The sequence below is a fragment of the Microbulbifer maximicatervae (SeqCode) genome, assembly GCF_052467615.1.
The window spans coordinates 3000192-3021985 of record NZ_CP174319.1; the positions used below are offsets into that span (position 1 = coordinate 3000192).

15 protein-coding genes are annotated in these 21794 nt (G+C 45.1%); 9 read left to right on the plus strand and 6 right to left on the minus strand.

Features of this window, described 5'->3' with window-relative positions; translation table 11 throughout:
• Nucleotides 1-14: 14 nt before the first annotated feature.
• From ACJJIM_RS13265 to ACJJIM_RS13275, 3 genes are read right to left on the minus strand one after another with little or no spacing between them, the layout of a single operon-like run.
• Entirely contained in the window at nt 15-914 is a 900-nt protein-coding gene (locus ACJJIM_RS13265) for a polysaccharide deacetylase family protein (RefSeq protein ID WP_413662702.1), read from the minus strand.
• Nucleotides 914-1786, minus strand: a complete 873-nt coding sequence (locus ACJJIM_RS13270) for a GNAT family N-acetyltransferase (RefSeq protein ID WP_413662703.1) — start codon at nt 1784-1786, stop codon at nt 914-916. The genes ACJJIM_RS13265 and ACJJIM_RS13270 overlap by 1 nt, the downstream gene beginning before the upstream one ends.
• 31 nt (nt 1787-1817) lie before the next feature.
• Nucleotides 1818-2894 carry a linear amide C-N hydrolase gene (locus tag ACJJIM_RS13275; protein ID WP_444911180.1) on the minus strand — a complete coding sequence of 359 codons (1077 nt, stop codon included), beginning with the start codon at nt 2892-2894 and terminating at the stop codon, nt 1818-1820.
• Between the two features lie 362 nt (nt 2895-3256).
• On the opposite strand from ACJJIM_RS13275, the gene ACJJIM_RS13280 reads away from it, so the two are divergent.
• From ACJJIM_RS13280 to rdgC, 7 genes are all read left to right on the plus strand, one after another.
• Nucleotides 3257-3655, plus strand: a complete 399-nt coding sequence (locus tag ACJJIM_RS13280; RefSeq protein WP_413662705.1) for a VOC family protein — start codon at nt 3257-3259, stop codon at nt 3653-3655.
• Between the two features lie 434 nt (nt 3656-4089).
• The gene (locus tag ACJJIM_RS13285; RefSeq protein ID WP_413662706.1) at nt 4090-5184 is read left to right on the plus strand and encodes a hypothetical protein; all 1095 of its coding nucleotides are present in this window, start codon (nt 4090-4092) and stop codon (nt 5182-5184) included.
• Nucleotides 5185-5273: 89 nt separating this feature from the next.
• A complete protein-coding gene (locus tag ACJJIM_RS13290; RefSeq protein WP_444911181.1) occupies nt 5274-5795 on the plus strand; it encodes a hypothetical protein in 522 nt (173 codons plus the stop codon).
• A 10-nt stretch (nt 5796-5805) separates the two neighbouring features.
• Nucleotides 5806-6144: a hypothetical protein gene (locus ACJJIM_RS13295; protein WP_413662708.1), complete on the plus strand. Its 339-nt coding sequence runs from the start codon at nt 5806-5808 to the stop codon at nt 6142-6144.
• A gap of 283 nt (nt 6145-6427) precedes the next feature.
• On the plus strand, nt 6428-8785 hold the full coding sequence (locus ACJJIM_RS13300) for a TonB-dependent receptor domain-containing protein (protein ID WP_444911182.1): 2358 nt from the start codon (nt 6428-6430) through the stop codon (nt 8783-8785).
• 172 nt (nt 8786-8957) lie between these two features.
• Entirely contained in the window at nt 8958-10082 is a 1125-nt protein-coding gene (locus ACJJIM_RS13305; protein ID WP_444911183.1) for an alkaline phosphatase family protein, read from the plus strand.
• A gap of 187 nt (nt 10083-10269) precedes the next feature.
• Nucleotides 10270-11262, plus strand: a complete 993-nt coding sequence (rdgC, locus tag ACJJIM_RS13310) for a recombination-associated protein RdgC (RefSeq protein ID WP_413662711.1) — start codon at nt 10270-10272, stop codon at nt 11260-11262.
• Between the two features lie 60 nt (nt 11263-11322).
• On the opposite strand, the gene gndA is transcribed toward rdgC, so the two are convergent.
• The 3 genes from gndA to ACJJIM_RS13325 all read right to left on the minus strand — a co-directional run bounded on the left by gndA (nt 11323) and on the right by ACJJIM_RS13325 (nt 17938).
• On the minus strand, nt 11323-12843 hold the full coding sequence (gene gndA, locus ACJJIM_RS13315; RefSeq protein ID WP_413662712.1) for an NADP-dependent phosphogluconate dehydrogenase: 1521 nt from the start codon (nt 12841-12843) through the stop codon (nt 11323-11325).
• A gap of 1273 nt (nt 12844-14116) precedes the next feature.
• A complete protein-coding gene (locus tag ACJJIM_RS13320) occupies nt 14117-17104 on the minus strand; it encodes a TonB-dependent receptor (RefSeq protein WP_444911184.1) in 2988 nt (995 codons plus the stop codon).
• A 318-nt stretch (nt 17105-17422) separates the two neighbouring features.
• Entirely contained in the window at nt 17423-17938 is a 516-nt protein-coding gene (locus ACJJIM_RS13325) for an RNA polymerase sigma factor (protein WP_444907717.1), read from the minus strand.
• A gap of 1117 nt (nt 17939-19055) precedes the next feature.
• Between ACJJIM_RS13325 and ACJJIM_RS13330 the strand changes: the two genes are divergently transcribed.
• Complete coding sequence (locus ACJJIM_RS13330; RefSeq protein WP_444913396.1) at nt 19056-19442, plus strand: alpha/beta hydrolase-fold protein; 387 nt, start codon at nt 19056-19058, stop codon at nt 19440-19442.
• Nucleotides 19443-20254: 812 nt separating this feature from the next.
• The gene (locus tag ACJJIM_RS13335; RefSeq protein ID WP_444911185.1) at nt 20255-21724 is read left to right on the plus strand and encodes an alpha/beta fold hydrolase; all 1470 of its coding nucleotides are present in this window, start codon (nt 20255-20257) and stop codon (nt 21722-21724) included.
• Nucleotides 21725-21794: the final 70 nt, after the last annotated feature.

The window sequence follows — 21794 nt, forward strand, 5'->3', positions numbered from 1 at the left end:
AGCTACCGCCCAAGTTATCTAGCGGTAGAGAAATTGGAGATCCAATGTTGCGCTACCTCGTTGCGGCGACAAAGCCAAATGGGTTCGAATCCCTGGATATATTTCAAGAAACGATAAACTCCAGCAGCCCTGGCAGGGTGGCCGCTGACTCGCCCATGTAGTCCAACACTCATCAACTTAGGACTCACGCTCCCTTCCCGCCAAAGCTGATCGAAAGCACCTTTTAGCAATAAAAAGAAATCATCGGCAGTCGTGCACCCACTGGGCAGCAGGTACTGAATATCGTTATTCACCAAGGTGTAGGGAATCACCACCAATGAATCTGATTTCTGTTCCCAGAATGGCAAATCATCACTGTAGGAATCTGACGTATACAGTAATCCATCAATTTCTCGTACCAATGATCTAGTATGGGAGCTTACCCGACCTGTATACCACCCAAACGGAGGCCTAGCGGTTAACTGCTCGATTATCTTAACAGTGAGCTGAATATCGTGTTTTTCTCGACCCTTAGGAGTATCTTTATAATCAATCCACCGGTATCCATGGCCAGCAATCTCATGTCCCGCTTCAACCAGGGCCAGCGCTAAAATCGGATTAAGCTCTAACGCCTGACCGGTAGCAAAAACTGTTAAAGGTACGTTGCAAGTATTAAAGATATCGAGAAGCCGCCAGACACCAGCGCGCGAACCATACTCATACATACTCTCTACACTGAAATCCCGCCCTCCAACCCGTGCGGGCCTGCCAGGAAGTTCATGCAGGTATGATTCAGATTGGGTATCGCCGTTTAGCTTGGTAGATTCTGACCCCTCCTCTAAATTCAAGACAAACTGAATTGCAATGCGGGCCTGATCAGGCCAGCGGGGATGAGGCGGACGCCCAGCGTAACCCTCCAGATTTCTCTTGTGCATCAACCCAGCTCAAATGTCGTTACACCAAAAATTCGATCCCGCGCAATATCAGGCATTGGCCCCAGGTACATCCTTGCGCACCCAAAAACTTCCTCCATTCCATAGTGCTTGGCCAGCGACATAGCCGCAGGATTATTTTCCGGCACATCCAGAAAGATAGGCCCATCATCTGCAAATGAGACCAGTCGCTTCAGCAACATATCTGCCACTTTATAGCTATTTGCAAACAGAGGACCTACTTTACATCCATTGCGGCAACGTCTGATTACACCATAGCCACAAAGACTCCCAAATTGGACATAGCCCAAACTCAGAGCCTCTGGCTGGGAAAGCCATGCTTTCAGAAATATCCGTCTACTTGCGGGAAAGCAGGTCCTGTCGTAAGCAATTATTTGATCGAAAGAAACTTCACTAAGCGGGATAATTTCATCAGGGCATTGAGCACTCACACCCTCAAAAGCAGAAAGCTCGACTCGATAACGGAGATTCCGATGGGAGAAGTTAAAACCGCCGCGGGCATAGTAATCCTGCATCGCAAATACCCCATCCATACCAATGCTTGCATCAGGCCTCAACCGGGTTTTTAAGCGGTCCCGTCGGATATACCAAAGTCTATTACCAAACCCATGACCTCTGAATTCAGGCCTAACGATAAAGAATCCCATAAAACCGAAATCATCACCGTACGCAGTAATTGCCCCTCCTCCGATCAAGTCACCCCGAACTTCCGCCGCAATGTAAGCTTCTGGATCTGTTTTCCAGAAAATTTCTGCATCGTGCAACCCCGGATTCCAGCCTTCAAGTGCAGCCCAGTCAACCAGTAAATCCACTTCTTTACGTGTCATCTCCCGAACAGTAAATGATTCATGCATTGACTTAGACTCTTCTCGTTATCGTATTTATTCAGCTACCTGGAGCGAGGAACTTAAAGGGTTCTGAAGCACTCAACTTAGATTCCACTTCCCCACCAGTATCCATTGGAGTATCTAATTTCATTGTCATTACTTTAGATCCCGGCTCAATAGAAACACTATCCATATCCAGCCAAATTACTGATGGATTAATAACAGAGTCGAAATAGTAGCGGCTACTTTTTTGATCAATAACCGACCGCCACAATGTTGAGGCTATATTGGGTTTATCGGGATCATCCATTCCCAGCGGCACGCTGACAGCACGAATTTGGGAGAATGCGGATGCTAATGCATCGCGATACTTTTTATATTCTGGTGATGTTTTTAAAGCATAACTCGCCCGTACAAATCTGTCCGCCGCACTAATTGTACCCGGTAGAAAGTTTTGGCCTCCAATTGAATTCCAATAGGAATTGATTGCCAGTTGCTGATCATAAGGAGGAGAATTAGTCATTACCGTAAACTGCTTACCGTGATGTATCTTTAGCACACCATCAAGATATTCAAAAATAGCGGAATCACCACTGGGGTCTGAAATTGCAATATGTGTACTTGCCGGTCTCCCATTGGGAAGATCTGCGCCAACCACAGTGAATGGATCACTCTTTAACCCCTTTACCGCAGCATCAACCGTTGCGTAGTTATCCAGGATGTATTGCAACCAGGCCCCAACAGAGATAGTCGGCTTATCCCTATCGGCAGCACTCCCATAATCTGCCTCAGCCAAGTATAAAAGGTTGCCTACGAGGCCCTTTTCATTGAGCCCATCAGTTGTAGCCGCATCGTAAATACTGATAACAATTGAGCCAAACTTCGATGTCCAAGTAATAGATTTTGGGCCCAAGCCACCATTGCGCTCCATCCCCTGCGGGAAAACCCAAAATGCCATAGCTGCATCGGTATCACTCCAGTCCATGCTACGGGCAGTAATATAGGTCTTATCGCCAGTTTCATAGAGTATTCGGGTACAAGCAATCGAAGACCTGGGCTCGAGTAGGCACAGTACTACAACAACAAAAACCATAACGGAGTTTATAGCTTTAGGAAAACATGAAATCCTTTTCACTTTGTCAACCATCCCTCAAAATCATTAATTAATATACTGAACGTTTACAGTCACTGTAATCGGCTATAAACAATAGAAAGTCCGGTTTCCATCTTAGATGGCCAACAATGGGGAGACTGTCTTTCATTCCAACACTTAGTAACCTTGGCGTAAAGGTCCAGAAACTGACACCGCTTTCGACATGTACAGTTCAAATATTTTGTAACTTCAGTAAACTTTTACAGCTTATCAGCTTCACGCTAAAAGCATTCATTTTGGTATAGGCTACTCAAATAAAAACTATTTGAAAAACTGTACACCTATTAATCAAAAAAATAATCCCTCTTATCGAAATAGCAATAAGGCCAATCACGGAGCCCCTAATGAACTCAATTGGCAGACTGGTAATCCTAGTCAACAACTATGAAGAAGCTATTGCCTTTTATCGTGACAAATTGGGGTTTGAAGTATTTATTGACACTCAAGCAGCACCGCATCGATTTGTTCATATTCGACTTCCGGCACAAAAAGATATGGGTATATGGTTACTTCAGGCAACTTCTGAAAGCCAGCAAAAGAAAGTGGGAGCACAAACTGCAGGGCAGCCTTGTGCCGTTATTTATACAGATAATTTTGATAGGGAGTATAAAAAACTTGCAAAAAATGGCGTTCACTTCAGCAAGCCACCCACTTCTGAAGGGGGTGCAGAGTTTGCCCACTTTGAAGATCTCTACGGCAACGAATTTATTTTAGTTGAACTACAAAAAGAAACCGTAGAGTAAATTTTAACCTGTCGCTTCTGATTCCTCCACAGAGTGCGGTGTAAGCAGCGACAGTTCTTTATCTTCGCTAGTCTCCCCCTTAACCGCGATGAAATAACTTCCGACAAATAATTTAAGAAAAGAACCACGAAGTGGCTTTTGCTCTCCCAATCAATAAATCTTTTTCTTTTCTATATTTACATCTCGTTTTGTATCACATATAAATCGAGTAACACTCAGTTGACATGCACCTATATCCAATGTTCTTCGGTTAGTATAGAGCTGGCCATCGCACAAAATTTCACCGCTGAGATACACCGCAGCTAGCTACTGGCTAGCGTACTTATATATGGAAATACTCACTTACTGAAACGATTTTCACACAGAAAAAACAAAGGCCGTAGCAAACCTTGGCAGAAGGTTATATCTCCAGAATAGAGCCAATTGGAATAACAATGAGAAGAAGCTTAATTATGCTGGTGCCCGGACTGACACGAGTCACCAGCACCGCCCAACTGTCAGAGTTCACCGAGGGAATGATCGCAGCCAGTGAGCGTATGCCTCTCACTCAGATTTCTGATCCTACCGTCCCTGCCGGCATCAACCGCCTGAGGGTCAACGATAAACAGGAGCTTGATCTGGTTGAAGCTTACTGGAACGACTTGGTTCCTAGCATTACCCAGCAGAGCCTGAAAGTCCGCTTAGCCCGAGGCTTCTCCCTAATCTGGTTCTGGCTGGCCAATCTCCATATTTGGAAAGGGGTGCTTAAACGAAAGTACCTGACATTTGGTTTAACGCTTTCAGCATTAGCCTTTATTGTTTGGTACATTGGTACCATCATTTTGTTTGTCGAAGCTGTCGAGCCCACCAGTGACAGCCCGTTTTATCCCGCAGTACAACAGCTCAAGCAAGGTGTTGAGTATATAGGGGGCTGGCGGATCTGGCTGATTGCTACTGCCATTGTTGCCGTTATGCCGGTTGCCTTACTAGTAGATATTTCTGACTTTTGTAAGCGCTATCTCACCAATGAGCCGGCGGCCAAGGGCAAGCCTGCAGTCCGCTTTGAGATTATCCGACGAGTCAGGGAACAGCTCGAAAGCAGTATTAAACTATACGACTACGATTCCGTAACTATTGTCGGACATAGTTTTGGCAGTGTTGTTACTGTAGACCTTTTTGCCGATCTTCCGCAAATCGGTAAACCAATCCGTATCCTAACAATGGGGTCCCTAATCGAAGTTCTGGGCAAGCAAGCTCCTTGGCTGCAGAATGAAGTAGAACAACTGTCACAAAGAAAAGATCTAATCGAGTGGATTGATATCAAATCTCACTCAGACTGGTTTGCCAGTGGTTCTGCGGTCCCAGCACGTCACCACTGTTATGAGAGAATTATCGGGTCTTACGGTACTTTTCCGGACAAACTGGCAGCTCGAGTTCACTCCCGATATTTCGATAATCAGGAGGCTGTTCGCTTACTGCTGACTTACTTTGAAAAGGAAAATGATCCCAGTATTTCGCCGACCTCGCATGAGATTTTGGAACCGGTATAAATGGGTACCCAGACGAAAAAATTGGAAAGAACTGTATATCTCTCAGCCACCCTTTAGGCGGCTGAAAAGAGCCGAATTGAACTATTAAAATGAAAATTAAAGGGGGAGTTGTCATGATAAGGCAGCCAATAGCAATCTTTGCAGTTTTAGCCTTTCTTACCATTCTAGTTAGCGGATGCTCACAAATGGCGCCGCGCTATGATGCCGCGCTATACTCAGATTTAACCACTGTCAATGTAGAGATAATGGAATTTTTCTCTTCAGTTTCCAGTGGAACTAACAAAGATTCTTACTCAAAAAGAGATGAGAGATACCATGCATTGATCGGCAAAGTAGATGCGCTGGCTATGCAATCGAAAACCCGCCCTGCGCCTGAAAGTAAACTACTCAAAAAGATTAACAACTATTTGGAATCTTCTGGCAGGAATATTAGCTTTGAGCGGCAACCCCCCAGTGTTGCGTCACTGGAGAAAATTTCAGAGAGTTTGAACATGATGCGCACGGTAGATGAAGATAAGGGCCTAAACGCAACCGCTGTTTCTCTATTCAAAAATGAAATTGTTGTTTCCATGGACCAAGCACTCACCTATGAGTCTTTTCTGAATCGCTGAGGAAATTACTATGTCTATTGACGTTAACCAACTCGTTGCCGATATCAAAGGGGCAGCTTCTGCGGTAATCAACAGTGATATTTCTGAACTCAGGGGATTTTCCGAGCGCCAGTTATCCGCAATGGCTCAGCAAACAAAAATGATTGCTAAAGCAATTGCATCTGATGAAATATCTGGCGACCTGCAAGATTACTTTCTCGACTCCCTGGAGGATATGGCCAAGAACTTCGCCAACACTTTACGTGGACTCCTGTTAGTCACCATTGAGAAAGTCTGGAATGCAGTTCTGGGAGTTCTTTGGGGAACAATTGAAGCTTGCACCGGCATTTCCTTGAAAGCTGCTATCTGATTTCTGTTTAAATTGGGCTGGGGTAACTCAGCCCTCCCCCCTACACTCAATCAAGATTACTCACCGGATCACCCCCACTACTAAGGACACTATTCAGTCAGTCTGAAACAGCTCATGTTTCTGGCTCTCAGGATTTATTGAGCATTCACCAACGGGTAAAAAGAGTTTAACCCCCCTGTAAAGAATTATTCATCAAGACGCGTCAATGTACGCGCGCAAATAACCCAAGCCACTAACCAGGCTGGTTAACACTTGCTGAATCACTACAAACTGGGGTATCCCGATGAATACTAAAAAGACCTACCTGGCAGCCGCCATTTCAGTGGCCACAATAATGAGTGCCAGTCCCGTGACCGCTGAAGACCTCAGCAACGCACAAATTGAAGAAGTAATGGTTCTGGGCTCCGGTAGCACTTTTAACAGCAGCGAAGTATCTGAGGCAATGCGCAAGCAACAGTCCTCTATCACCAGCGTTAATGCATTGATCGATAACCTCCCCGGTGTCTCAGTCAATGAAGGAGATACTTACGGCTTTGACGACTGGTCAACCAATATCAGTATTCGCGGATTTACTAACAGCTTAGATGAACAGCAAATTGGCACCACCATCGATGGTATTCCCAATGGCGGTTCGAATTACGGTGGAGGCTCAAAAGCAAACCGCTTTGTTGATCCGGGTAATATCGGTTCAATAGAAGTATCACAGGGTACTTCAGATATCGCTTCACGTTCCCACGAAGCCCTGGGAGGCACTATTGATTATCGCACTGATGATCCTTTGGACACACAGCGCAGTCGAATAGAACTGTCCACAGGCGAATTTGATGCACAGAGAGTATATTTTCGCTATGACACTGGTATTTTTGCCGGGAACAGCAAAGCCTGGATCTCATACTCTAACCAGGAAGCGACCGACTGGATTACTGAAACTGCTGAGAATGAACGAGAGCACATCGCGGCAAAACTAGTGACCAGCTTGGAAGCTGGTACCATCAAGGCCTACCTATCTTACGACGATATCCACGAAGATAACTATCAACGAGTCTATTCGGACGCCCAATTTGAAGAGTACCCTGAAAACGATTTCCTTACCGGCAACTGGTCCGGTATTCCTTATATCGATCAACTTTATCGCCGTGGCTGGTCTACCTTGCGTGAGAACCTGCTGGCCTACACCCAGTTCGATTTTGACCTGACAGATTCATTCAATCTACAGGCCGGACTCTATTACCACAGCAACGAAGGCCGCGGGGACTGGGTGCCCCCTTACCTGGTTGATATTACAGATGACAGTGAACAGGGCGAGTCCGAGTTCCTCGGCGGCTCAACTGCCTACGGCGGTAGCCAGTCGGGCATCATTTATTTTGTTGACGCCAATGGCAATGCCCTTACTTATGATGAAACATGTACAGCGTCAGTCACCAATATCTATGGCGATTCAGGACCGGCCTACAATCCAGATTGCTATGCAGAGGGCGCCATACCCACGATGTCTTATCGGCACACTCATTATGAGAAAGAGCGTGCCGGACTGACTCTAGACTTTACATATGCTACCACCATCGCCGGGTTAGACAATGAGCTGCGAGGCGGCCTCTGGTATGAAGACTCCACCCGTGACGAACACCGCGATTGGCACAAAATCATTGATGCAACTCAAGGTGCCAGTTTCAATTCAACACCCTATTGGGTGCAATACGACCGCAGTTACCCCTCCACCAGCACAAAGTGGTATTTACAGAACTCCCTGACCATCGACACTCTCACTTTGACACTGGGCGCCAAGCAGTTCTTTGTCGATGTTGAAAGGGAAGATCTGTTTCAGGAGTCTTCCGATGCAAGTGTTGACTCTGATTCAGGTATCCTGCTCTCCGCCGGTTTGATTTGGGAAACACCCCTGGAAGGTGCAGAGCTGTTCGCAGGCTACGCTGAAAACTTTAAGGCGATTGGAGACAGCGTATTAGAGCGGCCCGATTCAGATCTCGACAATATCGAACCGGAAACCTCAGAGACCACAGAGCTAGGGCTTCGCTATACCGCCGATAATTTCTCGGCAACTGCCACCTATTTTCAAAATGATTTTGAAAACCGGATCATTTTCCTGGATAACAATACTTCCGCAGGTAATAACTATTTGATAGGTACCAATGGGACCTATTTTAATGCCAGCGGAATCGAATCTGATGGTCTGGAACTTTTCCTGGACTACGATTTATCAGAAACTCTAAATCTCTATACATCCTATACCCTGCTGGACACTACCTATATTGGCTCAGGAAACTCAGCAGTAGATGAAACTCAAGGAATAACACCAGGGAATGACGTAGTCGGGATAGCTGATCAACTCTATGTGATTGGCCTGGATTGGAATTCTGAAATATTTTACGGTGGCATCTCCAGTAAGTTTACCGGAGATCGCTTTGTCGACTTAGACAATAGCTGGACAGCTGACTCCTATGTAGTTGTCGATGCCTACCTGGGCATGAATCTGGGAGAATTTAGCCCGGCACTACGGGGAGCCAACCTGAATTTAGTGATAAATAATTTACTGGATGAGGATTACTTAGGAACTGTCGTTTCTGACGGTGCCTGGATAGGTGCTCCACGGACAGCCTCACTCTCTGCAACTATTGATTTCTAAGATTTTTTTGGCAGCCACACAATCGGCTGGAAATGCCAGCCGATTGTGCGTATGTTTAGTCAAGCAGTAGATTCAAAAATAAAGTGCAATAAATAATAAATATAGTCGAAAAATAATTTTGATTATTTGCGACAAATATAAATAATCCAAAAATATGCAAAGAGCTCTTTCAATGAACAGATTGACTACAGCAATCCTGACCCTGTTTCTTTCTACTCAATCCCTTGCCGCAGACAACCTCGTATTAGTTACTATCGACGGTTTGCGCTGGCAGGAAGTGTTCTCCGGTTATGACCCTGAACTTCTCAACCACACAGAGTTCACTGAAAATAAACAAGACCTTATCAATCACTTTCACGGCGATTCACTCATCGAAAAACGTCAAAAATTATTGCCTTTTATCTGGCAAACAGTGGCTAAAGAAGGGGTTTTAATTGGCAATCGCGACAAGGGGTCTAAAGCACAAGTTACCAATAGCTGGTGGTTTTCCTATCCCGGTTACAATGAGATTTTAACCGGCTCCGCCGACCCCAAAATCAATAGTAACGACCCAACTCCCAATGCCAATACTACCTTTCTCGAGTGGCTAAACAGCAAATCTGAGTACAAAGGCCAAATCGCTGCATTCGGTAGCTGGGGGGTATTCTCCTCGATACTTAATCGTGATCGCAGTGGTATTTACATTAACGCGGGGCTGGAAGCTGCCGATTGGCCAAAATTGAGCCAAAGAGCAGGGTTTCTCAATGATTTGCAGGGGCAACTGCCGGTTTTCTGGGAAAACGTGCGGCCCGATGCATTTACCTATGGATTTGCAAAAGAGTACTTAATTAGCAAAAAGCCCAAGGTAATGTACATTGCCCTAGGTGAAACTGACGATTTTGCCCACGATGAGGAATATCACCAGTATCTCCACTCCGCACATCGGAGCGACATGATACTCGCCAAACTCTGGCAGACACTGCAATCTCTTGATCAATACCGAGACAATACCAACCTACTCATTACTGTTGACCACGGGCGTGGCAACACCGCTGAATCCTGGCCCCACCACGCCAGTGGCCCTGCACTGACCCAATACTTCGGTAAAGAAGACCCCCCCCACAAAGCGGGTATACCCGGCTCCAATGAAATCTGGATTGCCGCACTGGGCCCAGACATTAAGGCCTTGGGAGAAGTATCCAGGGGAGAAGCTATTTTTCAGGATCAGATAGCCGCAACCGCACTACAACTGCTCGGCCATAAGTCAGAAGAGTTCTCGCAGGATAGTGGCAAAGCAATAGACAGTATTCTCAAATAAACCTTTGTTCAGCCAGGCCTGACAAGTTCGGCTGAACAAATTTTCACCGCCTTGGACCAGTAATATTCTGGAGCTTGATAACAACTTAAAGAACCCATCAATTAAGTGTTAACAGGCTCTAGCTGCCCCGCCCCGGTTTCCGCATAATGCAGGCCGCACTCGCAACTGAAAACAGATGGCCTGATGTATGTGGTTTAAAAACCTCCGTATTTATCGTTTGACGAAAGAATTTTCCCTGGATGCTGAAAAATTGAACGAATTGCTGGAGCCCCATGCATTTGTTCCCTGTGGCAGTCAGGACAGCACTCGCTATGGGTGGGTGCCTCCACTAGGGCGCCACGGCAGCCAGTTGGTGCACGCAACGAATGGCTACCTAATGGTCTGTGCTAAGAAGCAAGAAAAAGTGATTCCTGCTGCGGTAGTCAATGAGAAAGTTGAAGAGCTGGCACAAGCTATTTCTGAAAAAGAAGCCAGGCAGGTAGGTCGCAAGGAGCGGCAAAACCTTAAAGACGAGATTCTCCTTGAAATGCGCCCCAAGGCATTCGCTCGCTCCCGTCTGCAATATGCCTATATTGCACCTCAGGATGGTTGGGTAGTGGTTGACGCCTCTTCTGCCTCCGCCGCCGAGGAACTGCTGGAGAACCTCCGCGAGGCTATCAGTAGCCTTGCCGTGGTACCACTCTCCGCTAAGAACCTGCCTCAGCAAACGATGACCCACTGGCTCAGTGCCCCTGAAGCCCCCCTTCAATTCGATTTTGGCCACGAATGTGAGTTGCGCGATCCCAAAGACAGCGGCAGTGTTATCCGCTGTAAAAACCAGGACCTCTGTGCCGAGGAAATTCACAATCATTTGGTGGCCGGGCTACAAGTGCACAAGCTGGGGCTGACTTGGCGCGGGGGCGTTGAATTCCTGGTAGATGATCAGCTATCCCTTAAGCGTATCAAGTTCAGTGACGAGCTTCTGGATAAAGCCGATAGTGCCGATGCAGAAAGTGCAGCCCAGCGATTTGATGCAGATTTTGCGGTGATGACTCTGGAGATCTCAGCCCTGATCAAGGACTTGCTCTCCGCCTTCGGTGGCGTAAACACCGAGTCGGCTAGCGTTGAGGAACTGGTGGCCAAAGCCAGCCGCCAAGAGGCGGAGGCCCTGGCCAAAGAGGTAGAAGAGGTCGTTCTTTAGGGAACTCACATAGTGATGCGTACCTGAAAGGCACGTATCACCTGCCCCCTACCCCATCAATCAGATCTCAACCATTGGGCGGCCAGGTTCGGTCCACTGGACGTGGTACTTGCGCTGCTCAGGCTGGTCCACACGCGCAAAGGTATGGGCTCCAAAGAAATCACGCTGTCCTTGTAGCAGGTTCGCCGGCAGCGACTCGGTGCGGAAGGCATCGTAGTAATTGAGCGCCGATGACAGGGCCGGCACCGGAATACCATTCAGAGTGGCGCTCGCCACCGCTTGGCGCCAGTTGGCCTGGTGATCGGCAATCTGCTGGGTGAAGAAATCATCCAGTAGCAAGTTGGAAAGCTTGGAATCTCGATCGTAAGCATCACTAATAGATTGCAGGAACACTGCTCGAATGATGCAGCCTGCACGCCAAATTCTGGCAATTTCAGAGAAGTTCAACTGCCATCCCTGCTCCCGCGCAGCCAGCTTCATCAAATCGAAGCCCTGGGCGTAAACACAGATTTTTGCGCAGTAGAGAGCGTCGTGTAGCTGTGCAATCACCTCTTCCCGCTGCTCTGAAGCCACTGGTGTCAACTCAGGCCCTTGCAGCTTCTTCGCTGCGCGGGTGCGCAATACCTTCCGGGTAGATAATGAACGGGCGTAAACCGCTTCGGCAATACTCGGAGCCGGACAGCCCACTTCCAGACTGCTCATGGCTGTCCAGAGACCAGTACCTTTTTGCCCTGCTCGGTCGAGGATAACATCTACCAGCGGTTGTTCTGTCACGGAGTCCAAGGTAGAGAGCACTTCCGCACTGATATTGATCAGATAGCTGTTCAGCGGGCCTCGATTCCACTCGCGGAATACCTCTGCAATTTCCTCTGGGGCCATACCCAGCGCCGTGCGCATCACATGGTAGGCCTCACAGATCATCTGCATATCGGCATATTCAATACCGTTATGCACCATCTTCACATAGTGGCCTGAGCCTATCGGGCCGATATAAGCCGCACAGGGCTCACCTTCGCGAACCGGATTGCCAGGCTCAAAGCGTTCAATCGGCTGGCCGCTGGCTTTATCCACTTTGGCGGCAATAGCATGCCAAACTGGCTCAATACGACTCCAGGCATAACGGTCGCCGCTGGGCATCAGGGATGGCCCAAAACGAGCACCCACTTCGCCACCGGATACTGCGGTGGTGAAGAAGATCAATTTGCCTTCATACCGTTTAGCCCGCTCCACAGAGTCGGTCCACAGGCTATTACCAGTATCAACAACGATATCGTCAGCCTTTAAGCCCGCATCGAGTAACTTGCTGCATACATCATCAACGGGGTCTCCAGCCGGAACCGAGAGAATAATCAAGTGCGGGGCTTTAACCTTCGCCAACAGCTCTGTGTAAGAGTTGCAGGCTTCAACACGCGCAGGCTGATCTCCACGCTCTTTCTTGTCCTGCTCCAGCAGCGCATTCAGCCGGTTGTGATCCAAATCAAAGGCACAGACCCTATAGCCATTGTCGGCCAGGTTCAGGATCAGGTTCTTACCCATCACACCGGCGCCGATAAAGCCAATATCGCACTGTGAATCAGACATCAAGTTCTCCATATAAAGACAGGGGGCTTTCAAGGGCGCGGAGTATAGCAATATGAATCTGGAGCAGGGAGAGCAAAAACCAAACAAAATTGCCTTGAGGGCAGCAAATACAGCCTACAAGGTGTAGAAGCCGATAGCAGGTGGTCCGCTATGGGCAAATACTCCCGACCTGGCGCGCTTTATCTTTTGGTGCCAACCGGCAATTCAATTGCCTCGACACCAGAGCTCCATAAGTTATTTCAAGTCTCTGACGCTTTACAAAAAAACTTATAACGAACTGTAAGAGTAAGGACATATCCGCTCAATACTCTAATTGGGGAAATCGCTTCCGATGAGACTGAGCTTCCTCACAATAACGCAACCGGTTTCCCATGCACCGTAAGTGGCACTATCTTTACTAACCCACAATTCTCCATCACAACTACTTAATCTGCCTATAAATCCATTTTATCGATTAAATTGAATTTTTAACTAAATCAAGGCAAGTGAATTTTAATAAAGCGAAACCCATATTCTTTGGAAATTTGACTGAGAGGGATGACCTTGGACACCCTACTTAACTGAGCTTACTAACAAATGAAAGCCAACAATAAAATAAACCATAAAATACAATCAATCCATTATTTGGCCTTCCAGGATTTATCGTCGATACCTCGATACTGGAATTTCAACATTCGCTTCACTACAGCAAAGCGCAAAATAAAAGCTCTTAACCTTACTGAAAGCAAGAAGTAAACGATGAAAATAAATTGATTTTTTCAGCAAGATGGAACCTCACGATTTATCCTATAAGTGCATGAGCAATACCATGCTCATTAAAAATAGACCTATTAAGACGACAGCCGGTGAATATGCTGGAGACCTCATAAGATCATTGAATCAGTCAATGGAAAAACTACCTTCAACAGCGCCAAAACTCCCAGCACAGGTTCAGACAGCTAGAGGGAAATTAATAGTGTAATTTCAACAAGCTCTCATTTCACCTATACAGCCTCTAAGTCTATCCCGCCTTAATTAATAGCCCTAGATGCTAACAACACTAGCATTACGGAAACAGTTAACTTATATACCTGCCAACAATAATCAATGACTATTTTTGTAACCAAAAACTCATATGCAGTACGAAAACTGGCAGCACCCCTAAAGCCAAGACCACTAGACTTCAGAAGACATCTATAAAAATGCAAAAAAAGGTTGGCAAGAAATCCTCTCACCAACCTACATATTCATTCAATCAAATCTAAACAATGAATCACAGATTTCACCGGATTAATCAAAACCCTTTACTAACACTTAAGCCAACAATACGAGGCTCTAATGTAAACACATTAGTAGTAAGACCTGAATCATCACTATTAGTGAACATATCAGTGATAGGCGCATCATCAAAAATATTCTTCACGTAGAGCTGCATATATAGATCAGAGTCAGGATTGCTGAGGCTAACTGAAGCATTGAGATTACTCCAAGCCTTCAAACGATCATACTCAGTATTATATACACGAGCATAACTTTCCGACTGACGGTAGTAATCTGCTCGTAGAGTTAAATCCCAATTCTCAATAGGAATCGTATGTTCCACTCCGAAATTAACGGTGAAACGTGGTGCGTTGGGTAACTCATTTCCACTTAAATCAGCAGCAAAACCACGCCCCCCATTAGGTGCATCGGTTAGCGGGTTGTAGGAATCAACTCCATAATTGATATCATGGCGCAATGCATCCGAGACTTCGATTTCTGGAGAGAATGAACCATACTGGGCGGAACCCGCACAAAGCGACCAAATAGCGAAAATATTAGGCGCAGCCATAACCGCTTCAACTAAATCCACAGGTGCAATACAGTTAGACGGCACCTGGATGCTAGGACGAACCAGTACCCAATCTTCATTGCCCTGAGTACGATCCATCACGTCAACAGATTCCTCTCCGTCTGCAATTCGGGTTTTTAGGTACCCTAAATTCATATCTATTCGTGTTGCATCTGTAAGCTGCCAAGCCAGCTCAAGCTCAAGCCCCATAGTTTCCGCATCAAAATTCTCATTGAGAGAAATTCTGTCAACAATTTGAGAGACTTGATAGTCAGTATAATCGTAGTAAAAGGCACTAGCATTAAGCGATAAGCTACCATCGAAAAGAATGTTCTTACTGCCAAACTCAATTGCGTTGACAAACTCCGGCTCAAAAGAATCTTCCAGGGGCTGAAACTGTACTATTGCTGGATCAACCTCGGCTCGGGGAGGGTTAGTACCACCACCTTTATAGCCGTGCGCAAAGGACATATAGAGCATAGTTTCATCCGTAAAGGGCAGATCCGTTCTCCAGTCCAAAACTGCACGCCCGGTGTACTCCTTCCAGTTCTGAGTAGCCGGATCACCTTCCGGATAGCCTCGATGGACAAGCCCCCCGGAGACTTCACCGGAGGAGACTTCCCCCGTTACCGGATCATAAAAAGTACCTAACAGCAGCTGACTGGGTACTGGAGTAGAGCGCTTGCGATCATTTGTATAGCGAAGGCCAGTAGTTAGCTTTACATCATCATTAATTTGCCAATAAGTTTCACCAAATAATGCCCAAGAATTAACTTCCACCAAATTTCGGCTCAAGAAATAGTTATGTCCTTCCTCATCAATGTTTTCTATCGAATTAGGGTCAACATAAATACAATCTGAACCAACATTTACTTCTGGATCAGTACAGTTTTGAAATACTAAGTTGAAATTTTCATCGCGGTCGGCATTATATAGATATTGCGCCACCATACTAAATATATTATTGAATACAAAATAGTCATCTTGGGTTTTAAAGTCTAAATAGTTTGTGCCCACTGAAAAATTCCAAGGACCATCGAAAGATGTCTGCAGTCGGAATTCCTGGCTCCACTGTTTATTATCTGATCGACTAATATCAACCGCCAACAGTCCTTCAGAGGGTCCCAACTGTGGATCAGTAAAAACTCCCCCCGGTGTAGGTTCTAAATTACCCCCATCATTAAAGATGGGATCTGAAACATAACGATTATAATCTTGGGATGAATAGTAATCGTCCTTAGCATAAGTCGACTGAGAGTAAAATGTAAGAGAGTCTGTCAGGCCCCATTCGAAGTTCAGTTGCACTAAGTCATTCTCTGCGCGAAATACCGGATCATAACTGGTTTCAATTTTACGAAGATCACGTGACTGCGTTGAATTCGCATAAGGGTCAGTAAACCAGTCAATAACCTGGCCATAGCTCGTGACAATTAACCCGGTAGCCAAAACGCTCGCAAAACCCTGGGCATTGGGTGCGCTGTAAGCGTCATCACTATAAATCGAGCTAGGCAGACAACCCTGACTAAAAAACACTGGTGTAAAGCCTGTCAGTTCAGTATCACCAATATGTGTTCGGCCTGGATCTTTTGTACAAAGTTGCTTGCCCGTGCGCGAGCGTCGATCATCTTCTTCAAAGTGCTGCCATATTAAATTCGCACTAAAGGATTCACTGGGCTCCCACTCAAAGATTGCACGAGTAGAATATAGATCGCGGTCATTAACATCGTTACCCGTATAAGTGTTGTAGTCAAAACCATCACGCTTAGTCATGGCTCCGGAGAGACGCAACGCCATGGTCTCCCCCAATGGCATGTTAAGCATTCCGCTAGCGCGCTTAGTATTATAACTGCCCACCTCCGCCTTGATCTCAGAGGCAAACTCATCTCCAGGCATAATTGGCAACATATTAACTACGCCAGCTGTCGCGTTGCGGCCATAAAGTGTACCTTGAGGGCCACGCAAGACTTCAACCCGTTGCACATCAAAGAACTCTTGCTCAAATAATCGATTGCGAATTAAAGGAGTATTGTTGAAGCTCACAGCAACCGCCGGGTCTGAAGCAGCAGAAACAGCTTTAGTGCCTATACCGCGAATAGAGAAGTTATAAGTGCTGAAGTTGGATTTAGAAAAATTGGCATTTGGGACAGCTCGTAGCAACTCTTCCCCCCGCTCAATTTTAAGGTCATCCATACTGTCACCACTGAGTGCAGATACTGCAATGGGCACATCTTGAATACTCTCTTCAATCTTCTGCGCAGTAACCGTGATCTCCTCAATCACCTGTCTTGGGTGTTTACCTTCTTCTCTCTCCTGGGCACTGGAAATGGTAGGAACAACTGCAAATGCCAAAGAGGCAACAATGGAGCTGTACCAGGGAGTAATTTGGCATGAATGTCCAGATTGATAAATCGCTTGTGCAATCAATGTTTTCTTTTTGACAGGTTTCATCATCACACTACGTCTCTCTTTATTGTCGGTATTATTGGGTTATTGACCTGATATAAACCTATTTCAGGCTCAACAACATTTAAGACGCGAGAGCTAAAAGAAAGGGGGGATAAAAAATAAACTTGATTTTTTGGGGACTAAAGCGGACTTATTAACTAAATATTTAGAAAGCTGCAACAGTTAGAGCTAAAAAGCCAAACCTCTGGCGTAGCGCTAGCAGAATCACTCACCAAAAAATTTCTAGTTGAGCTTGTTGTCCCGTTAGACATCTACTCGAAAAAAGGTCACAACCTACAGCACAATATGACCTATTTTGCGCCATCAAGGAGCTTCCTCTGCCACCTGCCTAACCTTGGTCAAAGCACGCTGTATTAACTCTTTAACCGAATCCTTAGAGATTCCCATTTGCTCCGCAATTGCTTGATAAGTCATTCCCTCAAAGCGATGATAGCGAAAAGCTGTACCAGCTCTTGGCGGCAATCCTAAAATAGCTTCCAGAACTCGGGTATAAGCCTGTATTCCCATCACCGTCCGTTCCGGACTAATCATGTAAGGGATATCGACTTTGTGATCAATAGAGTCATGTAACCCTCCACACCTAGACTTTTGACGCCTACCATGACTAATCAAAAGATTTCTTGCCATGGCATAAATGTAAATTCTTGGGTTTTCGATTTGCCCTCCATACTTTTTGATACGAATATATAACTGAATAAAAACCTCCTGAACTAGATCATCAACATCAGATAGATTAACTCGGGAAGAAAAGTAACGTTTCAAATCCAATCCATACTCACCAACCCACTGCGTCACATCATCCTGATAAAAGTTTTCCATTTTTCTAGTAAACCATCTCGTGTGACCGACCGGTTTCCCTGAGCTTCTGGAAAATTTTGCAATACTTAGTACAACTTACAGAGGCTCTCTAGAGACAATGAACAAAACAAACCATCGATCAATTATTTTTTGGTCAAATTATTTTTATAGTACAAAACCAGCCTTCTTTTCAAAATCGAGTATCAACTAGCTAAACCGATATAAGTCTTTAGTTTTACTAAAGTTAACTTCCCCTAAAAACACAGAGAGTAGACAAAAAACATACGATAAACGACCACCTCCAGTGACTGGAAAAAAGTAACGCCTAAATTACAAGCATAGAGAGGTATTACTATGAACTTCAGTGCCTAAAGGCTAATCAAATCGTAGACTATTAACCTTCAAAAGGAGGGAAAATAAAAGAGGGGAAAATGGAACAAGTACTTGGATAATTGTAGATATGAAAAAGTTACATTACGAAATATAAAAATAGAATTACTTACTTCTTCCGTTTTTGTAGTAGTAAAGTAGATTTTTACACTTCCACAGAAACATTGAGAGCTTCATACTCTTTATCTTATTACAAAAAAAATTGCTATCTTTTGAATAAATCTTATGCGAACAGTTTTCAAGATGAATCATTTCTATATGCTAGAGTACTTTCCTGACTTTTTGTTCACGCCGGCATAGTCGCAACTGGGAAAGAAAATGACACTTTCGTTTATAGAGCCTGTCAAGCCACTATACAAAAAGTACAAGCGTTTTATCCGTGCTAAAGCCCTGAGAGGGCCCTAAGCAACCTTGTTTTGCACTCTCAGCCTTTGTTCAGCCCCTTCACTTTCAATGAACGCAGACATCTCACCGTTCTAAATTCCTCGAAGCAGCAGCCTGGAGTTAAAGATCCTATCAGTACTAGGTCCTATTCACTTTACGTTAAGTTACCTAAGAGTTACGAAAGTACCCTAGACTAACGATATCCTTTAGTGCTTATGACAGATGCAGACTCAGCCTTTCAGGCCACTTCAGGTACAACTCAAGTGCCGATGGATTTTGGCAAACTGCAGGAAGTCATTTTAGTTGGACTATCTTACTCAAAAGGGTCAAAAATCATGCCAGCCGTATTCGGGACTTTACCCCCATCAGCGATAAAAACTGGAAATATTTAACTGGCAAGGCCTATGAGCATGCCACTTTTATTCATGACGTCATTTTGCCCCTCCTAGCAAGATCATATCGCCTATCTGACAGTGGACACACGTTTATAGGGCACTCTCTAGGCGGGCTATTTGGCACATATATGTTGCTTACCAGGCCAAGCGGCTTTGATAACTATATCCTCAGCAGTCTATCGGTGTGGCACGATCGTGCAAGAACCCTTAATGTGAAAGCTACTCCCAGCTCTAATCACCGAAAGGTGTTTATTGAAGTTGGTGCTATAGAAACTCCAGAAAAAAGCCAAACTCGCAACGACATGTTAAGGGGAGCGAGGCAGCCCCAAAGAAAATTAATCATTGAAGAAGGCTAGAGGTAAGCTCCGACTGCTCATTATTCCAGAAGCAAATCATGGCACTTCATTTCCAACTACTGCCATTCAGGACTTGGGCTGCCTATACAAAACAATCATGCAAGAGCAACAGTAACGTAAACTACTAGATGACAGTTTCATTAATACAAAGGTCTTTTATATCAACGGATGCAACCACTAAAATTTATAGAAATTTCATAGGTGTGATCAACAAACCAAAGATAAAAAGGCTATCCTTATTGTTATAGTTGGCATTTTTTCATTGACACTATAGCCTCACTTTACCAAAGCTATTATCTAGGGATGATAAATTTCAAATCTCCATACGATTCTCTCTCAGACACCCTACTTTAGGTAAAATATCTACACCAGAGGCAACCCATGAATCTGAGCATAATGATTTTATACAACAACCCATAATACCTGAACACTTGCCAGCCCAGGCGTAGAACCATTTTCTAGTTATTTTAGAGCAAGAGCTTAATTGCTACGTAGTGAATTTAAGGAAAGCTAGCTTTCATGGAGTAGCAATGTTGCCTATCAATAATTATAACCTTGCACAGACCCCATAAGCCCATTAGTACTGGGGTTTAAACATCCACCTACTATTTTTCGGACTTCTGTCTGACAGCCTAATTAAACCGAAATCCCTAGTGAGAGGTTAATAGCTTATATTACCGATATTCACGAGGTATCTATATCGAGAAAAGCCCCATGAGCTCTCGAATAAACTTTTTATCCACTTGAAAATAAGAGCCCAATCTAAAACAATAACATTCGCCTAAGTTCGACAATAAGGAAGTATCGAAACAATGAAAAATAACGCCAAAAAAGCACATCTTTTAGCTCCGCTAATAATAATGCTATCACTGAGCCCTGTCAGGGGATCAGCAAAGTCCATTAACAATGAAAAACCGCATACCTTTACTACATGGAGCAAACAAACTGCAGAGGGCTATCAAGGCTTTATTGAGGTACCAGAAGATCGCACTAAGAAAGATAGCCGTAATATCACCCTCCAATATGTAAGGTTTCCTGCAACAGGAAAGAAAGTGGGCCCACCAATAATCTACCTGGCAGGCGGCCCTGGTGGCTCAGGAATTACGGCCGTTAACTATCGCTTTGATATGTTTATGGCGTTGCGACAATTTGGTGATGTTATCGCATTAGATCAACGTGGTAGCGGCCGTTCCAATGACCTTCCCAATTGTGAATCCAAGCAAATTGTACCTTCCCTTGAACCAATCACCGATACTCAGTATATCAACTACCACCGCAAAGCCCTAAAAGAGTGCTTGCATTTTTGGGAGCTTACTGGTGTAAACCTAAATGCCTATAATACTCTCGAAAATGCCCGAGATCTTGATGCCATACGGAGCCATTTGGGTGCAGAGAAAATAGTATTGTGGGGAACATCTTATGGAAGCCATCTCTCTTTGGCAGCGGTAAAGGAGATCGAAGGTTCTATTGATAAGCTAATTTTATCCAGTGCAGAGGGTTTGGACCAAACCATCAAGCTGCCCGCCCGAACAGATTACTATCTAAACCGTCTACAACAGGCAATCAATCAGCAACCCGCAGCAAAAAAAGCCTATCCAGATATTAAAGCACTTATAAGCCGAGTCCATAAAAAACTTGAGTCACAACCATTGAAAATTAAAATCCCTCAACGGGATGGCAGGGAAGTCGAATCCCTCCTACAGCGTAGGGATATGCAACAACTAGCCTCGGCATTCATTGCGGACCCTAAAAGTGTCAGCCATCTACTCAGGTTTTATCGCGATTTGGACCAAGGAGCTACATTAAGTTTCGACAAGGTGCCCAGACGTTACTTCCCCGATGAATTTCTGCAACCAGGCATACCCATATCCCTGCGCCCGATGCCTACGGCGATGGATATAGCCTCTGGAATTGATATGAAGCGTAAAGCACAGGTTGTTGAGCAGGCACAAAAATCTCTACTGAAAGACTACCTAAATTTCTCTCTGCACTACGATAATTTAGCGCCAGAGTTGGATCTTGGGGATAAATTTAGGGAAAAGCCAGTCAGCAATATTCCGGTATTACTATTTAGCGGGACCTTGGACGGAAGAACTTACCTGGAAGGTCAATATGAAGCCATTTCAGGGTTCAAAAACGCCACTAAAATAACAGTCGAAAATGCAGGGCATAATTTATTAATGGCTTCCCCTGAAGTCCAGGATGCGATAAACCTATTTATGGAAGGGCAGCCTATCCCGAATACCCATATCGTAGCCAAACTACCCAACTTAGCTCCATAACCAGTATCCGCCGATCGATAGCTGCGCTGTTAGGGTAAAAGACTCTTCCGCAGCTTTCTCCCTTTTTCGC